The following is a 20,748-nucleotide window of genomic DNA, read 5'->3' on the forward strand; positions in this document are numbered from 1 at the left end:
ATGGTCAGTGGATTTTTAAATAGCCAATATCAAAGATTTTATACAGAAAATAATATAACTCTGTTTTTGGGAATGGGTATACTCAATTGAAGTTTTAGATAATAGAGAAGCAGATGATTGAAGAACAATTAGCGTTTGCGTTGCGTGATGAAGAAGAGTTATCCGTTGATCTGATTGAGGCACAATATGCCTTAAAGAATTCTAAAGATAAAAATAATGCCAAAAGCTTGGTCATTTTAGTCAGTGGTATCGAGCTTGCGGGGAAAGGGGAAGCGGTTAAACAATTACGTGAATGGGTTGATCCTCGTTACTTACGGGTTAAAGCAGATCCAGCCAGTTTATTTAGCAGTAAACAAAGTTTTTGGCAGCCTTATGCACGGCATATTCCATCAGAAGGGCAAATTCAGCTGTTTTTTGGCAATTGGTACAGTGATTTATTGTCAACAGCGATGCATGTTTCTAAACCCTTAGATGAAACCTTGTTCGATACCTATATTGAAAATATGCGTGCTTACGAACAAGACCTAAAAAATAATCATGTCGATGTGATTAAAATCTGGTTTGATCTACCGTGGAAAAGTTTACAAAAGCGTTTAGATTCAATGGATGCGTCTGAACAGCGTTGGCATAAGTTAATGGGTTTGGATTGGCGGAATAAAAAACAATACGACATTGTGCAAAAATTACGTCAACGGTTTACCGATGATTGGTATGTGATTGACTGCGAAGATTGTGTTGCTCGAGATCAACAATTTGCTCAGTATATTTTGCAAGCATTCAAGCAGTTGCCTCGACATAAAACAGCAGTGAGAACCAAGTGGAAACAGGCGACTGTACCTGAGTCGTTATTGCAACCTGCCACAGAAGAACTGGATAAAGATCAATATAAAGCTGAATTAAAGAAATTAACCAAAAAAGTATCGGAAGCGCTACGCAATGATTCACGCAATGTCATCATAACCTTTGAAGGCATGGATGCAGCAGGTAAAGGTGGGGCAATCAAGCGGATTGTGAAAAATCTTGATCCGCGTGAATACGAGATTTATACCATTGCAGCACCAGAACAGTATGAATTGCGCCGACCCTATTTATGGCGTTTTTGGACCAAGATTCAACCCGAGGAAAAAATCAGCATTTTTGATCGTACTTGGTATGGTCGAGTATTGGTTGAACGTATTGAAGGCTTTGCCAAGCCTGCGGAATGGCAACGTGCCTATGATGAAATTAATCGCTTTGAAAAAGATTTAACGGATAATCAAACCGTGTTAGTTAAATTCTGGTTGGCAATCAGCAAAGATGAACAAGAAGCACGTTTTAAAGCACGTGAACAAACACCGCATAAACGCTTTAAAATTACCCCTGATGACTGGCGAAATCGTGGACATTGGGACGATTATTTAAATGCGGCTGCGGATATGTTTGAACGAACCGATACTGAGTATGCACCGTGGCATGTGGTTGCGACCAATGATAAGTACACGGCACGTATTCAAATCCTTAAAACGATTTTAAAGCAGTTAAAAGCGGATTGATTGTTTGCTAGCAACAGCTAAGTTGAGGTTATAAATAGTATCGCACTAAAGAATAGATGCTCTTATTCTACGCTTTAGTGCGATGCCAATCACAATGATCTAATGCGGTAAAAGATCCTAATCTAATGGATGCCCCAGAATTTTTTTAAGTAAAAATTTTAAAGCAATTTTTTCGGCGGGATTTAATGCAGCGAGGGTTAAGTCACTAATACTTGCAGCAATTGGAATCGCTTGCGAAAGCTCTTGAATACCCGATGGTGTAATATGAATCAACACCTTGCGTTTGTCATGTTGATCAGGATCTTGTGAAATAAAAAGCTTGTCTTTTAATCGCTGGATAATGCCACGAATGGTTGCTTGGTCGATACCAGTTTCCTCAACCAATTCTTTTTGCGAACATTCTTTTAATTTATTGATGGCATAAAGTACAGCGAACTGAACCGAAGTGAGGCAAGTTTCATCCAAGCTTTGTTGAAAAATCGTTAAATGATGAAAGTAAGTCCGTCTAAGTAAATATCCCACTTGTTCTTCAATTACATATTCATCATTCATGTTTGACTTCTTTATCATGTGAGGAAAATTAGACCCGAAGATTTAAAATATTGAAGTTTTTTTTAAACTTTAACAGGGTCAGTATAAAAGGATTGCATAAAAATAACGACCATAATACTACTTGGTCGTTATGCTTTGGTTGGATGTATTAAGCATTTGATTTTAATCGTTAGTTTCTTCGCGTTAGCTGAGCGCTATAGGAACGCCTTGATCAACAACCACTAAATCATCGAGTTTCACTGTGCAGTTACGAAGTGGAATATCCATATGACATGGTGTCTTACGGCTACCACCTACTTCTGTGTTGGGTCCCGTTGAAAATAAAAAGTTACCATTAAAAGCACGTGCATCCATACACATCCCATCATTTTTATCATGCAAACCCATCGCTGTCCATTGTGCTCGAGGTTGTAAGCCCCAACCAATGTGTGAAATTCCATACACCTCTGGATCATTAAAATATTTCATATAATCACGAAGATATTCTGCTTCAAATCCACCATGAATTTGAGTAATTACCCCCTTTTCGATTTCTAAAGTGACTCTTTCACGGGTATAGGTTTTAAAGGGTAATAAAATATCACCAATATCTACAACCAAGATGCCTTCTGCCATATTTTCATTGGGCCAAGTGAATAAGAAACCACTCGGCCAGTGATCCCAGCGCCCAACTTCGTCGGCAAAGCCATATTCAGTTACAGCAGGGTATTGCCCAAGCGGAGCATAAAAATCTGTGCCTGCCTTTGAGCTCACATGCATACTTTTCGCTTTCTTTAAGTATTTTTCAGCAGTTTGAACCCGATGTTTGTCTTCTAGAGTGGGCAGTATACGAGCGAGAATTTCTGGGGGTTCCACGGCCAATAAAATCCGTGTTCCTGTTTTTAAGATCTGTTCCTGTTCTGGTGAGTGCAGCAACATCATAGTGTCAATGATGAGGTCGACAGATTCAAGTGCTTGTTGAGCAGCAAGATTGCCTGTTAAAGCAGTATCTCCACAATAAGCAGTCATATCATTTCCCATGGCTCTGGGATGATTGAACGAAGGTAATTCTAAAATAAACACTTTGGCTTTTAACCGACATGCTGCATCAAGTGCGGCTTGAACGGTTTGTTGATGTGAATAATGACTTTTTAAAATGGCCACACTTTGTGTTTCATCGACTTTGGATAAGGTTAAAACATGCTCAAACATTTGGGTCAGTTCAGTGCTATTTACAGGCATGATGATGCTCCTTTTTCATCGCTGTTTTTTGTATTTTTAAAGAGTATACACTTTAATTGTGTTGATTATATATTGATTGCAACATTGTAATGTAAATATTATTTCATGTTAAACAATAATTTATTTGATTTTATAAAATGAGATTTGTTTAAAAATTTAAAGTGCATAGACTTTAATATTGTCGTGGGGTATATCTATTAAAAGAAAAATTTGTTTGATGGAGTAAACAATGAATAAAGCAAAAAAAATTGCAGTGATTGGTGCAGGTCTTGGTGGAGCTTCAATGGGGCTACTACTACAGAGAGCGGGTTTTGATGTTGATGTCTATGAGCAAGCCGCAGAATTTTCTCGTTTAGGTGCTGGTATTCATATTGGCCCAAACATTATGAAAATCTTTCGAGAAATGGGTTTAGAGCAAGATTTGGAAGACATGGGATGTCATCCAACGCATTGGGTCAGCCGTGATGGAAATACTGCAAACTATATGTCCAATGTTGGTTTGACTGGATATGGAGCAACCTATATCACGATCCATCGTGGTGATATGCATGCCCGACAAATCGAAGCATTGCAACAAGACAAATTACATTTTGCCAAGCGCTTAAGTGCTGTTACTCAAAAGCTAGATGGAGTAACCCTAAGCTTTGAGGATGGCACAGTAAGTGATGTTGATATTGTGATTGGTGCTGATGGGATTAACTCAAAAATTCGAGAAATCATTCTTGGACCCGAAGCCCCTTTATACAGTGGTTGGGTTGCACACCGTGCCATGATTAAAGGTGAACAATTAGAGAAATTAAAACAGCAATTTGATTTAGATGATTGTGTCAAATGGTGGTATGAGGATCGCCATATGATGGCCTATTACACCACCAAAGAACGTGATGAGTATTACTTTGTTACAGGTGTGCCTCATCCAGCATGGGATTTCCAAGGGCAAAGTTTTGTGCCTTGTTCAAAACAAGAACTATTTGAAACATTTAATGATTTTCATCCAACCATCTTAGCCATGATTGAAGCCAGTGAAGATATTACCAAGTGGCCATTAAACAATCGTAATCCATTACCAATATGGAGCAATGGCTGTATGGTATTGCTTGGTGATGCTTGCCACCCCATGAAACCACATATGGCACAAGGCGCAGGTATGGCGATTGAAGATGCTGCAATGCTCACGCGCTGTTTGCTGCAAACAGGGTTAGACCACTATCAGGAGGCGTTCAAATTATATGAACAAAACCGTAAACAACGTGCCAGTCGAGTGCAAGAAGTTTCCAATGCCAATACCTTCTTAAAAAGCCAAGAAGATCCAGCTTGGGTGTATGGATATGATGTATATGCACATGCATTAAATGAGGAGGAGGCCGTATGAGTCAATTCCTGTATGGGTCTAATGTAGCGATCAATCAAGTCCGCTTACATTATCTTCGTTATGGTGGGAGAGGGCATGCTTTGGTGTTGATCCCCGGGATTACCAGCCCTGCCATTACTTGGGGGTTTGTAGCGGAAAAATTAGCACAATTTTTTGATGTCTATGTTTTGGATATTCGAGGCCGAGGGCTGTCTTCTTCGGGGGAGCATCTGCAATATGACACCGATACCTGTGCGCAAGATATTCTAGATTTTGTTAAAAAATTGGATTTGGAATCTTATTATTTGGTTGGGCACTCGATGGGCGCGCGTTTTGCAATTCGTTGTGCTGCGTTTGAGCCCAAAGGTTTGAAAAAAATTGTGCTGATTGATCCTCCTGTCTCAGGTCCAGGACGGCGTGCTTACCCGAGCCAATTATCTTGGTATGTCGACTCTATTCAGCAATCTATTCAGGGTATGAATGCAGAAGACATGAAGCAATATTGCCCATCTTGGACTTTAGCGCAAAGACAATTACGTGCAGAGTGGCTACATAGCTGTTATTTACCAGCCGTTATCAAGTCTTTTCATGATTTTCATCATGTTGATATTCATCAATATATCCCAAAAATCAAAGTACCAACTTTATTGATGGTGGCTGGCAAAGGCGATGTGATCTCGGCAGGCGATATTGCAGAAATCCAATTGCTTAATTCACGGATTTTGGTGAGCCGTGTGGAAAATGCAGGGCATATGATTCCTTGGGATGACTTAAATGGTTTCTTAGCCGGCTTTTCAGATTTTTTAGGACAGAGGCTTATTTAAGGAGGAATGCTCATGCAACGAATTTATAAAATTGGTCAAATCGTACCCAGTTCCAATACCACGATGGAAACTGAAATTCCAGCGATGTTGAAAGCACGTCAACTGATTCGTCCTGAAACATTTACCTTCCATTCTAGCCGTATGCGGATGAAACATGTCAAAAAAGAAGAGCTTGCGGCAATGGATGCACAGTCTGACCGTTGTGCTTTAGAACTTTCAGATGCCCAAGTGGATGTATTGGGATATGCCTGTCTGGTTGCGATTATGTCCATGGGCATCGGTTATCACCGTGAGTCAGAAAAACGTCTACATCAAGTCACGGTTGATAATGCTGCTGCTGCACCTGTCGTCACCAGTGCGGGGGCTTTGGTTGACTGTTTGAAGCTGATGAAGGCGAAAAAAATTGTTGTTGTTACGCCCTATATGAAACCCTTAACCGAATTGGTGGTGAATTACATTGCTGAAGAGGGGTTTGAAATTCTCGATTATGTGGCCTTAGAAATCGCTGACAACATTGCTGTTGCGCAACATGACCCTACTGATTTGCCCAACATTGTGCAGAGGCTGAATTACCAAGATGCAGATGTGATTGTGCTTTCAGCATGTGTACAAATGCAGTCACTTCCTGCAGTCGCTAAAGTTGAGGCACTTACGGGTAAGCCCGTGATTTCAGCAGCAATTGCAACAACCTATCAGATGCTTAAAGCAATGGATTTAGAGCCAATTGTACCGGGTGCTGGTGCATTGCTCTCTGGCGCATATGCATAAGGAGTGTGAAATGAATCAACAATCCCTAAATGATAATTACCAAGGCGTGTGGGGAAATCGAATTGGTTTTGGCAAGAAACCCGTGCTGCTGTTGGTTGATTTTATCCAGTCTTATATTACGGCATCTGAGCCTTTATATGCGCCTGATGTGATTACTGCAGTTCAAGAAACCGAAGCGGTTTTGGCACTGGCACGTGAACAGAATATTTTAGTGATTCACACCAATATTCTTTATCACGCTAAAAACCAAATTGACGGGGGAATGTGGGTAAAAAAATCACCCGTAATGGCAGCGATGACGGTGGATAATCCAGCCACTCAATTTTGCCCACAAGTTCAACCGCTCGACACTGAATTGGTGATCACTAAAAATTATGCAAGTGCTTTTTTTGCAACAAGTTTGTCATCAGTTTTAAACGCTGAGGCGATAGATACCGTGATTATTGTGGGTTGTTCGACCAGTGGGTGTGTTCGCGCAACAGCCGTGGATGCTGTGCAACATGGATTTAGAACCATTGTGATCCGTGACTGTGTTGGGGATCGTCATCATGAGCCCCATGAAGCCAATCTGTTTGATATCGATAGCAAGTATGGAGATGTTGTATCAAAACAAGAAGTCTTGAATTATTTCACTCAAAACAAAAATTGATGATTGATACAGCTAAAAATTATGGACGTTAGGGTAATAAAAAACCAAGGATAGAATGGTTTTTGGTGATGCATTAAAACAAAAGAGAATGTGCAGATCATCAGTGACATAAAAGTTTTGTTCATTTTGTTCTAAGTATTACAAGAAAAACAACTCACTTGGTTTGTGATCTAAAGGAGTTAGATATGTCTACCAGTGTTGTAAAACCACAAGAAATTTACCCTGAACAAGAGGTTCAGGTTTATAAAAAAGTGATTTGGAAACTGATTCCATTCCTGTGTTTCTGTTATATCGCAGCCTATTTAGACCGAATTAATGTCGGGATTGCCAAATTACATATGTTAAATGATGTGAACTTAAGTGAGGCAGCATTTGGGTTAGGTGCAGGACTTTTCTTTGTTGGCTATATTATTTTTGAAGTACCCAGTAACTTGGTTCTGGAAAAGGTTGGCGCAAAAATTTGGATTGCGCGGATTATGATTACATGGGGGATTTTGTCTGGTTTAACCATGTTTGTGACCACACCGATGCAGTTTTATGCGTTGCGGTTTCTGCTCGGTGCTGCGGAAGCAGGCTTTTTACCCGGGGTTTTGTATTATTTAACCACATGGTTCCCAACATATTATCGCGCTAAGATCATTGCCTTATTTATGATTGGTTTACCCTTGGCGGTGATTATTGGTAGCCCGCTATCAGGTTGGATCATGACCACCTTTGATCAAGTTTATGGCTGGGCAGGTTGGCAATGGTTGTTCTTTTTAGAGGCACTTCCAAGCGTGATCTTGGGTATTTTGACATTTAAAATGTTACCGAATCACTTTTCCAAAGCCAAATGGCTCAATGATGCTGAAAAATTAATCATTGAAAAAAACCTCAATAAAGATTTAGAAGGCAATGACTCTGCCAAACAAAAGCATAGTTTTAAAGATGGATTTTTCAATACCAATATCCTGAAACTCGGTGCAATTAATTTTTCGATGTTGCTGTGTACTTATTCTATGGGCTTTTGGTTGCCGACATTTATTAAAACCACAGGCGTTGCCAACTTATTAAATATCGGTTTACTGGTTGCCATTCCAAGTATTGTTGGCTTGATTGCAATGTTGGTCATTGGGCGGAGCTCAGATAAATATAGAGAGCGTCGTTGGCATATGGTCGTACCATTTATTTTTGGTGCAGTCGCACTGTTTTTAACCACAATGTTTAGTACCAATATTGTCATGACCTTGATTTTGTTCTCGATTGCTGCGATTGCGACCACAGGCACCATCCCCGTGTTCTTTAGTCTTCCTGCAACTTTTTTATCAGGAACTGCGGCGGCGACAGGGTTTGCACTGGCGTGTTCTATTGCCAACATTGCCGGCTTAGTCAGTAACACTTTGGTGGGGTATGCCATTCAGATTACTGGTAAACCAGAAGGCGCACTCATCGTGTTCTCAGCATGTTTATTGTTGAGTTGCTTCATTGTGCTGTCTTTGCCTAAAACTTTAGTAAACAAATAAATTAAAAAAATTGAATGGCAATGCGTTCGGGAGAACAAATTGCTGAGGAGGTTCTCATGTTAAAAATTAAATATTTAGGATTAATTGTATCGAGTTTGATCTCATTTCAAGCCTATGCCAATGCACAACCTTCACCGTTCCAATGGGAAACTGAAGATGGTTTAAAACAATTGAAATTAGGCGGTTTTGTCCGAACCAATTATCGTGATGAGCGATGGGAAAGCCCCAATAATGGCAAGTTTTTGTTTGATAATGCCCGTTTAAATATTAAAGGCAAATATGACCAATTTTATTTGGATGTAAGTTATGCCTTCCAAAGTGATCATAAACGTTCTGTTGAACATGGTTTTGTCGGGTATAAGCCTGATGACAATAATGATTTTCAGGCCGGAATTATTTATAAGCCTTTTGGAATTTATCCATTCCCAGAGCATGCATGGACTTTCCCTATTCCATTTTTCTTAGGATTTGCCGACAGTGTAGCGCCGGGATTGAGTTGGAAAAATACCTCGCCAACACATGATTTTACCGTGGCGTATATGCCAATCATGAGTCCAGGCAATATTCGTTATTCGCCAGAGTCAGGTTCGGCGGATAAATTGGATAATGTGCTGCCTCACCAACAGCAATATCTCAATGAAAAAAGAAATCAGCTCAATCTACGTTATGCCCATAAAATGGATTTGGAATTTGGTAAACAGGAGTTTGGTGTCAGTGGGGCATATTCACAATTGCGTAATAAAGCGACGGACAAAAATGGCGATTATTATGCATTTGGAGTGCATGGCTTAAATAATTACGAAAAATGGAATGTGCAAACTTCAGCGATTCGCTATAAATATGATGCAAAAAACCCAGAGGGTTTAAATAATGATCAAATTTTAATGCAAGCGAATGGTATAACACCTGCTTATTTTGTCGCAGCTGAAGGGACGATTGGTTCGTTTAATATCGGTTATACCCAACCTGTGCAAACCAAGTATTTTCCGAATTTAAAAACTGTAAAATTCTATAATGATTATAGTGTGTTATGGAAAGACAAAGCCGGCTGGGATCGCTCGCAAATGGACACCTTTGGAGTGCAGTTTAATGCAATGCCTTTCTTAATTTGGGTAGACGGAAGTGTCGGGAAGAATGTCAATGTGTTGGGTGGTGCTAAAAATGCAACTGGCTATACCTCGACGAATTCGGACTATAGCAATGACTGGAAATTTAGGTGGAATATCAACGTCGGATATAACTTTTAGTCTTGACCTATGAGGGAATAAATGGAATTCACAGCCAATAATCTGGTCGAAGCAGTGATTTTAAATCGACATTCTGTACGTGCATTTACAGATCAGGCTGTGGATCCTGAGATCATTCAGGATCTGCTGCGAAAAGCCAGTTATGCACCCTCTGGAACCAATACTCAACCGTGGAAAGTCTATGTGGTTCAGGGCAATAGTAAATTGAGGATTAGCCAGCAAGTGATTGCAGCAGCGGATTCCGTTTATTCTGGTCAATGTTCAAGAAGCGAATTTACGGCCCCTTATCTTTATTATCCTAAACAATGGTTTGAACCGTATATTAGCCGTAGACGGGAGAATGGTTGGGGGATGTATGCTGTACTGGGCATTAGCAAACAACAACGAGAGGAAATGCACCAACAACACCTTCGAAATTTTAAGTTTTTTGATGCGCCTGTTGGTTTATTTTTTACCACGCATCGTCAATTAGAAGCGGGCGCAAAAATGGCGATCGCCATGTTGATGCAAAATATTATGTTACTTGCAAAAGCACAAGGCTTAGACACCTGTCCCCAAGCATCATGGAATGATTATCACAAGATTATCATGCCAATTTTAGGTGCTACAGATGATGAACAATTGGTTTGTGGCATGTCTTTAGGCTATGCCGATGTGAATGAAAAAATTAATTCTTTTCATCCCTCACGACTCAGTCTTGAAGAATTTGCTGTATTTTTACAATGAACAAAAAACAAAGAGATATCAGATGATATCTCTTTGTTTTACTAAGTATAGATTTTAAAATGTAGCAGCGCTTAGCTTACTAACTTTTGCGTTTGTTTATTTTGAATATTTTTGGCTAATTTATAACATTCATCTACATGCGCTTCAGCAACTTTTTTCATCACAATATAGCCTAAACTTGCTGCAATGATTGAGCCACCCAGTGGGATAAATTTGGTCACTTGTTTGGTAATGATTTTAGCCGCCATATTATTTAATGATGCCTTTACCGCTGTACGCGCAACCACTAAACCTGAAAACTCAAAACCACGTTTACGTAATTCATTCCAATGAATTTTCTTGGTTGCAGGATCATATACACTGATTTGATCTGGCGCTAAACCAAAGCGGGCATTGATTTCAGGAATCAGAAGCGACAACATCCCGACATCAATCACCACATCTAAAAACGGAACAGGAATCACTGCGACACCAGCAGAGACATAAGAGCGCTTTTTCACTTGCTCCAAGCATTCATCACGAATTTGTTCTAGGTTTAAGCTTGGATCGATTGCGTCTGGAAGTTTATCAATTTTCATAAAACAATTACCTTTGTTTCAAGCTTTTTTTCATATTTTTGAAAACGCATGTTTAAGCTTGAAATTGTGAAGTTATTTCCAAATAATGTTTTAAAAATGCCATAGTATGGTGTTGTTGTATAGTGGCGAATGTTTATGTTTTGTGCATAAACGTAGACAATAGAAGATTGAAAGTTGAGGAATTATGGCCATTCATGTGATTCAAAGCCAACGCATTGATGTTTTGGTGCAAGGGCTTTTGCAAAATACCATTCGGTCATCCAAGAATCCTTTTGCAGTCTTGCAAACACAACATTTTATTGTCCCAAGCCCTGCGGTACAAGAATGGTTGAGCCAGCGTATTGCTGAACAACAAGGCATCAGTGCCAACAGTCAATTTCATCAACGTATTCGTGGTTTTCAGTGGTTTGCTTATCAGCAAGTTTTAGACGACAAAGACAAAGTCCGTAAAGCCAATATTCCGCGTTTGATTATGAAGTGGCGAATTTATCAAACGTTGAAAAGTTTTATTGAGCAGGATGAAAATAGCTTAGCCCAAGAGCATCCTTTGCATGGCATTATCCAGCGTATTTATGATGCAGCCTCGCAACTGGAACAAGGTTTAGAGAAGCAACTCAAAAAACAAAGTATGTTGTATTGGGTCTCTGAACAAGTGTCAAAATTGTTCAGTCATTACATGTTGTATCGTGGGGACTGTCAACGCGGTTGCCAACAGAACAATGGACAAGCATGTAGTTGCCCAGGCAATTGGCTAGGGCAGTGGGGACGAGGTCAAGCACTTAACCTCGAACAGCAATTCTTTAAAACCAATCAACAAATTTCAGCATTTACTTTAAATCAAGCACAAGAGTTGGAAACTTGGCAACGTTGGTTGTGGCAACATACATTTCATGATGATTTTATTGAAATGCAAAGTATTGATCATGATTTTTGGCAAATCATGGATGATGATCTACAACGCCCTCAAGCCTTAAAGAAATTACCCAGCCAGCTGATTATCTTTACTTTATTGGATTTACCACCAAGTCAATTACAGTTTTTAAGACGACTGGGACAATATTTGGATGTGGTGATTTTACATTACAACCCATCACAAGAATATTGGGCTGACAGTGTCGATCCAAACTGGAAAAAACAATATGATTTGCGGGTAAAGGCGCGTTTTGTCAGTAAGCATCCCAAAGCGACTGATGCAGATATTCAAAAGTTTTTTGATGAATTTACTTTGAATTTTAATGCAGAAATTCGTGAATCACGACATCCATTATTAACCCGTTTTGGTAAACAAGCCCGTGATCACTTTTCGATCTTATCTAATCTGTCTTCAGGCGAAGAAGGACAATGGGTGGATGCCTTTGTCGATGAAGAACCGATTCATTTATTAAGTAAATTACAATCAGATATTCTGTATTTGGTTGAGCCTGAACCGCATGCTTATCCAATTGCCAAAACGGATGACTCAATTCAAATCCATGTGTGTCATTCGTCTTTACGACAGCTTGAAGTATTAAAAGACCAGTTGGTTGCTTGGCTGATGAAAAGCACTGTTGAACAGCCACATCGGCCAAGTGATGTTTTGGTGTTAGTGCCAGATTTAAAACAAATTGAACCGCTTATTCGCAGTGTATTTCCGCATACACCAAACCAAGACAGTATTTATTTGCCAGTGAAGATTGCTGGTGTAACGCAACTGGATGCCAATAATGCTTGGCGTGCTGTTTTAGGCCGTATTCAATTGGTTGAAGGTCGTTTTAGCGTTGAGGATTTTGCAGATTGGTTAAGTTTAAATGCCACGCAATTACGTTACGCTCTGGATATTTCAAATACAGAAAGAATGATTGAGCTATTGATCAATGCTGGGTTTAAACGTGGTCTAGATGCACAACATTTACGACGATCTTTAAGTCAGGATGATGAAGATTTTCGTTTTAGTTTTAAATTTGCTCTTGATCGTTTGGCTTTAGGTATTGCGATTCCAGAGCATACGATTTTTGAAAATACCCTAAGTTATGCCCAAATTTTGCAAAGTGATTTTGAGTTAGTGGCTAAACTGATTCAGATTTATCAAGATTTTGATGTGCGCCGTGACTGGATGATTGCGCATGAGTTGGGGAAAAATACCACGTTAAAATGCAATGTTGAGGCGTGGTTAAAACTACTGATGCAAGACATTGTTGAGTTTGAACAAGCCGGTGTTGAGTCGTTAAAAGTCGTACGTGAAATTGTCAAAAAACAAGAGCGTATGCTGACTTTAGCCAGTTTTTATGATGAACATGCGCAACCCATCCTTAAAAATATTTATTTACCTTTACCCTATCTATTGAATGAAATTCAAAATTTATTAGAAGGTCAAATCGATCAGGCTTTACCGACAGGGCAGATTACCTTTAGCCAAATTGGCCAGATTCGTCCTTTGCCTTATAAGTTGATCGTCCTGTTAAATTTGGATGGGGGTAAATTTCCAGATCGAAATGTGCATTTACCCTTTGATTTGATGCAAATTCTCAAGCCGCAGTTGGGGGATCGTTCCCGCCTAGATGATGATCAAGGCGCTTTCCTCGATGCTTTATTATTGGCGCAGGAAAATCTATGGTTATTCTATAATGGCTTTGATGTGAGTGATGGTGAAGTTCGTGAGCCAACCAGCGTGTTACAGGAATTGATCAACCATATTGCCCTGATTGCCCAATCTGAAACGGCATTATCTACGGATAGTAAAGATATCAGTCCTGTTGATCAGATGATTGAGCTTAAGGGGATTCAAGTCCCTGAACATTTGCAGTGTTTATATCACATTCATAGCCTACAACCTTTTGATCCAAATGGTTTTGAGTCAACCACACCGCTTCGTTTTCAAGATCAATGGTTCAATGTTGCACAACACATCCGTCAAGCGGAAATGCTTGCTAAACGTGAGGCTTGGGCAAATACACAATATCCTGCTGTTCAAGAAGAGCTCACTGTTTTGGATGCGCGACAGTGGATTCAAGATGTCACTTTCCCGGCACAGTTATATTTAAAAACTTTAGGCGTAGAGAATCTGCGCGCAGAAGATATTCCTGCAATGAATGAACCCTTAATTTTGGATGGTTTGGCACGTTATCAGATTCGAGATTTCTTGCAGAAACAATCGACTCATTCTGCTGAAGACTCTTGGTCTCAAGAGATTGGATTACTGCAAAATCAATTACCCATTGGTAAGGTTCAGCACAGCGCATGGCAAATCAGTTTGGCGGAGCAAGACAGTTTAAAAGAGCGGTTACAGCGTTATGCTGCTGATGTGACGGTGACAACGCAACGGCAATGGCGAATTGACGCTGGTTTGGTCATGAATATTACTGTACCTCAGCAAGCAGGGCAGCATTGGGTGAGTTTGGATGCGTCAAGCGGTCGTGCTAAACGTCGTGCCAAAGTTTGGTTAGAATATTTACTTTGGTTAAGCTATTTAAATGTCGATGCTGAAAAGTCTAAAACACTACAACGTATTGCGGTATTTAGTGATGTCACGATCATCAGTACTGGGTTAAGTTCAGAACAGGCGAAAGCATATTTATTGCCGTGGTTTAAAGCATTTGCCTATGCCCAATCGGAACCTTTGGTTCTACCTGCTGCTTTGTTATTAAAGCCCGCTGAAAATAATAAGCAGTTGCAATGGTCACTCGGGACTGTTGAAGGTGGCTTAGCTGAACATCGTTTAAATGAACATGGTTTAAATGCGGATACACAACCTCATGTGGAAAGCATGTTGATCGATAACTTTGCAGATCTTTTAAATGAATGGAATAAAAGCGATGCGTTTCTACCTTATGATTTGACTGAAATGGAATGGAGTAAAAAGCATCGGGATTGGCAATTTATTTTGCAAGAGCAAGATGCGACCGCATTGTTAAAACATGCTTGTGATCATTTTGGCTATGCGTTGTATCAGCCGATTTATCAGCATCAATTTGTTGCGGAGGAATAAACATGACTTCCGTAAATTCACAGTTACCAGCAGCACAAAACGGCACAGCCAAAAAAGTTTCGATTCAGCCGATTGAAGATATGCAATTTGCTGGATTGCACTGGATCGAAGCTTCTGCAGGTACAGGCAAAACCTATACGCTCTCAAGCTTGATGGTGCGGATTTTTTTAGAAAAATACTTACCGAGCCAAGTCATTGCGACCACATTTACCCGTAAAGCTGCGGCAGAATTGAAAACACGTATTCGCTTACGATTACAGGAAACATACCGCTATTTTGACTCATGTCGTGAATTAACCGAAGCGCAAGTCTTGACCAAAGCAGCCCAAGAGTCAGATCCATTATTTTCTAAAGTGTTAAAGATGTTTGCCTCACGGATTGCGTATGCCTGTGAACGCTTGAAATTGGTGATTGATCAACTGGATGAACTTTTTGTCGGGACTTTAGATAGTTTTAGTCAGAAATTACTGCGTGAGTTTGCTTTTGAAAGTGGCAAAATCGAGCGGGCTGAAATTACTGATGATGCGAAAAGTTATAGCCAGCAATTGATTCATGATGTACTTCGTGCATGGATTCAAAAACAGCCCCAAGATATTGTGGATAGCTTGATGTTTGCGGGCGAGTTACATGGGGTCGATTATTATGTTGCAACGGTGGAACAAAGCTTAAATTTTGCCTCGGCAAATTTTATTGAGCCTAAATTTTCCAATGCAGATGTTCAGCTATTCCAACAGGTGATTGAACAGCTTGCCAAGATTCAACTGGATCAATTGCTGACTTTGCAAAGTTATTATTTATTGGATGGTGAGTTTTATAAATTTGCGAATGGGACAAAATTTAGAAATGATCGATTGAATCGTATTTTTGCCAAGAGCTTGCCGCGAATTATTCAAACCCTACAACAGCATGACTATAAGCATTATCTAAGTTCAAAGCTGAGTGTTGAAAAGTCCGACTTTGCAACCTTGATGAAGGTGATTCGGGAGCAGCAAATTTTTAAAAAAGCGGCACCTGAAAATGTACAATCCGATTTTTATCAACACCCACTTATTCAACAATTACTCAGTATTTATGCGCAGATTGAGATATATGAAAATCAACTGCTTGGAACCAATACATTCTTAAAATATTATCTGGCAAAAGAAGTTAAAACACGTTTACCTCAAGTGTTACAGCAAAAGGGTGAAACCACCTTTGCACAACAAATTCGTACCCTTGCAGAGGCTTTGCAAGGTGAACAAGGGCAGCGTTTTGCGAGCTTTGTACATGCGCGTTATCCACTGATTCTGGTCGATGAATTTCAAGACACCAACCAAGATCAAGATGATATGTTGGCACAAATTTGGCGGCATCCCAATCGTGTCAAACAGGGTTGTATGATCATGGTCGGAGACCGTAAACAGGCGATTTATGGTTTCCGTGGTGGGGACATGTTGACCTTTTTAAAAGCGCATCAGGATGTGTTTGGTAAAGCAGGGCATGAATATAATCTGATTTTTAATCATCGCTCAGTCAAGCCTTTGGTTGAAGTGGTTGATGCCTTATTTCAACGCCAAATGGATTTTGGTGAACAGGTCTGGTATACCCCAGTACAAGCAGGTCCTCGTCCGCATCCTGATTTACTGGATCATGGCCATGTCAATCCACAGCCTTTAAGATGGATCAAGCTTGAAGATAAGAATCAAGAAGCTGAACAAGTGGCATGGAAAATTCGTGAGCTACTGAATCAGGGGATTCAAGGCAGTTTATATTTTATTGAAAAATCAGTGCATCGTGCAGTAGATGAAAATGATATCGCCATCCTCTCCAAAAACCATGATGGCTTAGATAAAGCACAATCCGCGTTGGAATTTTTAGGGATTCGAACCAGTCGACCCTCGAAAAAAAGTGTCTTTGAAAGTCAGATAGCTGGTGATGTTGGGGCTGTGCTTGCTGCAATTTTGCATCCTTATCATGAAGCCAAAGTAAAACGGGCTTTGTTAAGCCGCCTGATCGGCTTTGATTTAAAAGCGTTGATTGCCTTGGAACAGCATGCCGATGGTTTGAGTGTCTATATTGAACTGTTCGATCAGATTCGTGAGATGTGGCTCAATCAAGGGTTTTTAACGGCTTGGCAATATCTGCTTAACCAATTTTCTGTCTGGACAAAATTGGTGGAAAAACACAGTCGTGACAATGAGCGTGTGGTGGTGAATTTACGTCATTTAACAGAGTTATTGAGCCAGCACAGTGAAGACTATCAAGGTGCACAAAATCTTTATCATTGGTATTTAAAACAACTGACTTCACCGATGGAGAGAGAGTGGGAGATGGAACGGAAACTGTCCAATGAGGCAGGGGTTCAGTTGATGACCATTCACCAATCCAAAGGGCTTGAATTTAAGTTTGTGTTTTTATTGGGCGCTGATAAAGACTTTAAAGAGATCAATAAAACGCTGAATTTCTCGACGGTTGAACAGCTGAATGTACGAACAGGACAGAATGAACAACAGCGTGTGGTGGCAATCAATGATGCCAATCTACTCGATAAAAAAGACATTGAGCAGCACAATGAGCGCGCTTTAGCAGAACATCACCGGTTGTGGTATGTGGCATTGACCCGTGCTAGTTATCGGGTGTATGCGATGCTGAGTGATGTAAAGGAAAAATCCACAACAGGACTGGCATTTTGGCGTGGTCAGGGTGCAAATACGTTTCAGCATGCAGGAACTATCATGCAAGCTTTATTGACCGAACGCCCACCACGTTTAGAAAAACCCAAGAGCGAAGTCCAATTGCCTTTACTTGCACAAGCCTTTCCTACCCAACGCTTTTATCCGCGGGGTAAAACCAGTTTTAGTGCTTTGGCTCAGCATTTAACTCGGCAACAAATTCAGGATGCTTTGGCCGTTTCTGAACAAAAACAGGATCGAGCAGAAGATGAAATTCAACAACCCATTGTTGAAATCATTACAGATGTAGTTCCTACTCAACCGCTTGCATGGATCAAAGCCAATTTCCCAATGGGTACAATTGCAGGAAATTTCCTGCATGAAATTTTTGAGCATATTGATTTTAAAGATACGCATTATTGGCGTTTGGAAATACGTCGTCGCTTTAAAAATGATTATTCAAGTTTATGGACGGAGTTACTGGAAAAATATCAGCAGGCTTTTCTCAACGACAATTCGAGTGAGGGCGTTTCTCAAACAGAACAGGCTATAGAAGAGACGCTGATTGATTGGATGGCTGAGTGGCTACAGGATGTTTTATCGACTCCAATTCTCAGTCATTTTAAAATGGGGCAACTTGAACCACATGAGCATTTAGCTGAGTTTCCATTTTATCTGGCCCTTTCAGATCGAGTTTTGGCAATTAAACGTATACATCAATTGTTTGATGAGCATGCCATTGCAATGCCTGAGTTTAAAGATGCCAATTCAGCACGTTATTTAAATGGGTCAATTGATTTGGTGTTTTTTGATGGTCAGCAATATCATATCGCCGATTATAAAAGTAATTTTTTGGGTGTAGATCAGCAAAGTTATTCATTTGAAGCTGTTCAGGACAGCATGTCGCATGCCAGTTATTGGCTACAGGCATCTTTGTATTTGGTGGCATTGCATCGTTATTTGAAAATCCAGCTCGAAGATTATCAAATTGATCGTGATCTGGGAGGCGCAACCTATTTGTATTTACGTGGTATGAATGGTCAAAGCGGACAAGGTTACTACTTCTGGCGACCCACGACGGAATTTATTTTAAGACTTGATGCCATATTGGGCTATTTTACTGAGGATAAATCCAGTTGAATCGTGTGAATAGTTGCTTGAACATCTTTGCAAACAATAAGTTATTCTGTGGATAACTCTGTTGAAAACCTTGTAGATAACTCTGAGGATAACCGTGTGGAAAATAAACAGGATTTAGAAAGCCAAGTCCCGCAATGGATTGAGACTTGGAGTAAATACATTTTAGCGCAGTATTCCACAGCTTCAGGATTAGATGAACAGACACTTGAATTAGTACAAGAAATTTTATTGGCGACCACACAAGGGGATAGCTGTATCTCCGCAGAGGCGCAAAACACCGCCTTATTAAAGCCATTGATTGTAACGCATGATATTGAAGAACTTGATATTGTAGAACATAGTTTAGCTGAAACAGTGGTTGCACCATTTGTGCAACAGCATGGCTTGATTTATCTATACCGTTATTGGCAACTTGAGCGCCGTTTAGCGATACAAGTGGCACGGTTAAAACAGCAGAAGATTCAACCTGTTGATGTTGTTGCGTTTGATTCGCTTCTCACCGATCCACATCAAAAAGCTGCCTTAACTATGGTGGCAGGCAATGCTTTTAATATTATTACTGGCGGACCAGGTACAGGTAAAACCTATACCTTGGCCAGAATCATTGCAGTATTGCAGCAAACTCTTCCTGATATTCGTATTGCAATGGCTGCGCCGACAGGCAAAGCCGCACAGAGAATGGGGGAAGCATTACAAAAATCATTGAGTGATCCAAAACTACATAGTTTTGGACTGAACCAACATCAATTTAATCCTATGACCTTGCATCGGTTATTGGGCTTGGGAAATCAGCATATTCCTCGTTTTAATCTGCGACAGCCATTGCCTTATGATGTGATCGTGGTTGATGAAGCATCGATGCTAGATTTAAATTTAGCCACGATGTTATTTGAAGCCATTCCTGAACATTGCCGTTTAATTCTTTTGGGCGATGCCAATCAGTTGGCTTCTGTAGATGTCGGTTCGGTGTTGGCAGATTTACAGAATGTACAATCATTACAGCACAATCGGGTCAATCTTAAGACCAGTCAGCGCTTTAAAGATGGTGCCTTAATTGGAAAAATGGCACAGTTTATTCAATCACAGAAAAATCAAAGTATAGACCGTGCAGAATTATTGGCGACTTTTGAGCAAGAGATTGTTGAGGCGAGTGCGCTTAAACCAGTTGAACTCAAAGCAAATATGCAAGATGTGATTCAGCTTGAATATCTGCCTGAAAAGATTTTGCCAGCAGATTTAATCCAGTATTACCAAAAACTCAGTTTAGGTTTTCAAGCTTATTTTCAAAGTTTAAACAGCTATCTGATGGCCGAAGAGCCTCATCATCAAATTGAAGCGGTGACACAAGCATTTGACCTATATCGTATTTTAACGGCTGTTCGGCATGGTGCATTAGGATTGAATAGCTTAAACCATGAAATGGAAAAAGCATTATTTGAATATCTTCCAACATTGGCTCGTTATGGCGACTGGTATGTTGGGCGTCCTGTGATGATGAGCTATAACGATTATCAACTTGGTCTTTCCAATGGAGATATCGGGATTTGTCTAAAACATCGCCAGTATGCTGATCAATTTGAAGTCTATTTCCCCAGTTTAGACAAATGGATTGCTGCAACGCGTTTGCCTAAATCGATGCAAACCGCTTTTGTTTTAACCATCCATAAGTCTCAGGGGTCAGAATTCACCCATACCGCCGTAGTTTTGGATGTTGCAGCAACACGTTTGCTAAGCCAAGAGTTGATTTATACTGCCATCACACGGGCCAAATCTGTAGTGAGTTTATTGGTGGATCGACAGGCATTTATCCATGCTTTAGACACAGCCACAACCAGAATGAGTGGATTGGTTAGCATGATTAACACGGCATAGTTATTTTGTAGTTTTTATTGATAATTTATCTCTATGTACGAAATTGCTTACATGAATTCGAGAGATTTGCGCATAGAGCTTCTTGTTACTTTTTGAGATGATGAAGCCATAAAGAACTCAGCAAGGATCGTTGAGTAAAATCGCAAAATAATAACAATTTAAAGTCGTGAG

The 20,748-nt window shown here is 40.1% G+C and carries 14 protein-coding genes; 11 read left to right on the forward strand and 3 right to left on the reverse strand.

Annotation, left to right across the window (positions count from 1 at the left end; genetic code table 11):
* Positions 1–113: 113 nt before the first annotated feature.
* Positions 114–1,532 (forward strand): polyphosphate:AMP phosphotransferase, encoded by a 1,419-nt coding sequence (gene pap, locus AC07WY_RS12565; RefSeq protein ID WP_494736464.1) that lies wholly within the window; start codon positions 114–116, stop codon positions 1,530–1,532.
* A gap of 117 nt (positions 1,533–1,649) precedes the next feature.
* Here pap and AC07WY_RS12570 read toward each other — a convergent pair whose 3' ends face one another.
* Positions 1,650–2,084: a MarR family winged helix-turn-helix transcriptional regulator gene (locus AC07WY_RS12570; protein ID WP_494736465.1), complete on the reverse strand. Its 435-nt coding sequence runs from the start codon at positions 2,082–2,084 to the stop codon at positions 1,650–1,652.
* A gap of 183 nt (positions 2,085–2,267) precedes the next feature.
* Positions 2,268–3,305 (reverse strand): 2,5-dihydroxypyridine 5,6-dioxygenase, encoded by a 1,038-nt coding sequence (locus tag AC07WY_RS12575; protein ID WP_262087184.1) that lies wholly within the window; start codon positions 3,303–3,305, stop codon positions 2,268–2,270.
* A 229-nt stretch (positions 3,306–3,534) separates the two neighbouring features.
* Here AC07WY_RS12575 and AC07WY_RS12580 point away from each other — a divergent pair, with 229 nt between their 5' ends.
* The 7 genes from AC07WY_RS12580 to AC07WY_RS12610 all read left to right on the forward strand — a co-directional run bounded on the left by AC07WY_RS12580 (position 3,535) and on the right by AC07WY_RS12610 (position 10,372).
* Entirely contained in the window at positions 3,535–4,677 is a 1,143-nt protein-coding gene (locus AC07WY_RS12580; protein ID WP_494736466.1) for an FAD-dependent monooxygenase, read from the forward strand.
* Entirely contained in the window at positions 4,674–5,480 is an 807-nt protein-coding gene (locus AC07WY_RS12585) for an alpha/beta fold hydrolase (protein WP_262087181.1), read from the forward strand. Before AC07WY_RS12580 ends, AC07WY_RS12585 begins: the two co-directional genes overlap by 4 nt.
* A gap of 12 nt (positions 5,481–5,492) precedes the next feature.
* Positions 5,493–6,248, forward strand: a complete 756-nt coding sequence (locus AC07WY_RS12590; RefSeq protein WP_494736467.1) for a maleate cis-trans isomerase family protein — start codon at positions 5,493–5,495, stop codon at positions 6,246–6,248.
* A gap of 10 nt (positions 6,249–6,258) precedes the next feature.
* A complete protein-coding gene (locus AC07WY_RS12595; protein ID WP_239044783.1) occupies positions 6,259–6,897 on the forward strand; it encodes an isochorismatase family protein in 639 nt (212 codons plus the stop codon).
* A gap of 185 nt (positions 6,898–7,082) precedes the next feature.
* Positions 7,083–8,399, forward strand: a complete 1,317-nt coding sequence (locus AC07WY_RS12600) for an MFS transporter (protein WP_262087180.1) — start codon at positions 7,083–7,085, stop codon at positions 8,397–8,399.
* A 56-nt stretch (positions 8,400–8,455) separates the two neighbouring features.
* On the forward strand, positions 8,456–9,646 hold the full coding sequence (locus AC07WY_RS12605; protein ID WP_244014253.1) for a hypothetical protein: 1,191 nt from the start codon (positions 8,456–8,458) through the stop codon (positions 9,644–9,646).
* A gap of 21 nt (positions 9,647–9,667) precedes the next feature.
* Complete coding sequence (locus AC07WY_RS12610; protein WP_262087178.1) at positions 9,668–10,372, forward strand: nitroreductase; 705 nt, start codon at positions 9,668–9,670, stop codon at positions 10,370–10,372.
* Between the two features lie 71 nt (positions 10,373–10,443).
* On the opposite strand, the gene AC07WY_RS12615 is transcribed toward AC07WY_RS12610, so the two are convergent.
* Positions 10,444–10,950 (reverse strand): hypothetical protein, encoded by a 507-nt coding sequence (locus AC07WY_RS12615; protein ID WP_004725502.1) that lies wholly within the window; start codon positions 10,948–10,950, stop codon positions 10,444–10,446.
* Positions 10,951–11,134: 184 nt separating this feature from the next.
* Here AC07WY_RS12615 and AC07WY_RS12620 point away from each other — a divergent pair, with 184 nt between their 5' ends.
* From AC07WY_RS12620 to recD, 3 genes are all read left to right on the forward strand, one after another.
* Positions 11,135–14,914 carry an exodeoxyribonuclease V subunit gamma gene (locus AC07WY_RS12620; protein ID WP_494736468.1) on the forward strand — a complete coding sequence of 1,260 codons (3,780 nt, stop codon included), beginning with the start codon at positions 11,135–11,137 and terminating at the stop codon, positions 14,912–14,914.
* A gap of 2 nt (positions 14,915–14,916) precedes the next feature.
* Positions 14,917–18,705 (forward strand): UvrD-helicase domain-containing protein, encoded by a 3,789-nt coding sequence (locus AC07WY_RS12625; RefSeq protein WP_494736469.1) that lies wholly within the window; start codon positions 14,917–14,919, stop codon positions 18,703–18,705.
* A gap of 96 nt (positions 18,706–18,801) precedes the next feature.
* Positions 18,802–20,577 carry an exodeoxyribonuclease V subunit alpha gene (gene recD / locus AC07WY_RS12630; RefSeq protein ID WP_494736490.1) on the forward strand — a complete coding sequence of 592 codons (1,776 nt, stop codon included), beginning with the start codon at positions 18,802–18,804 and terminating at the stop codon, positions 20,575–20,577.
* The last annotated feature ends 171 nt before the right edge of the window (positions 20,578–20,748 follow it).

It is taken from the genome of Acinetobacter sp. GW821-FHT01C12 (assembly GCF_059422625.1).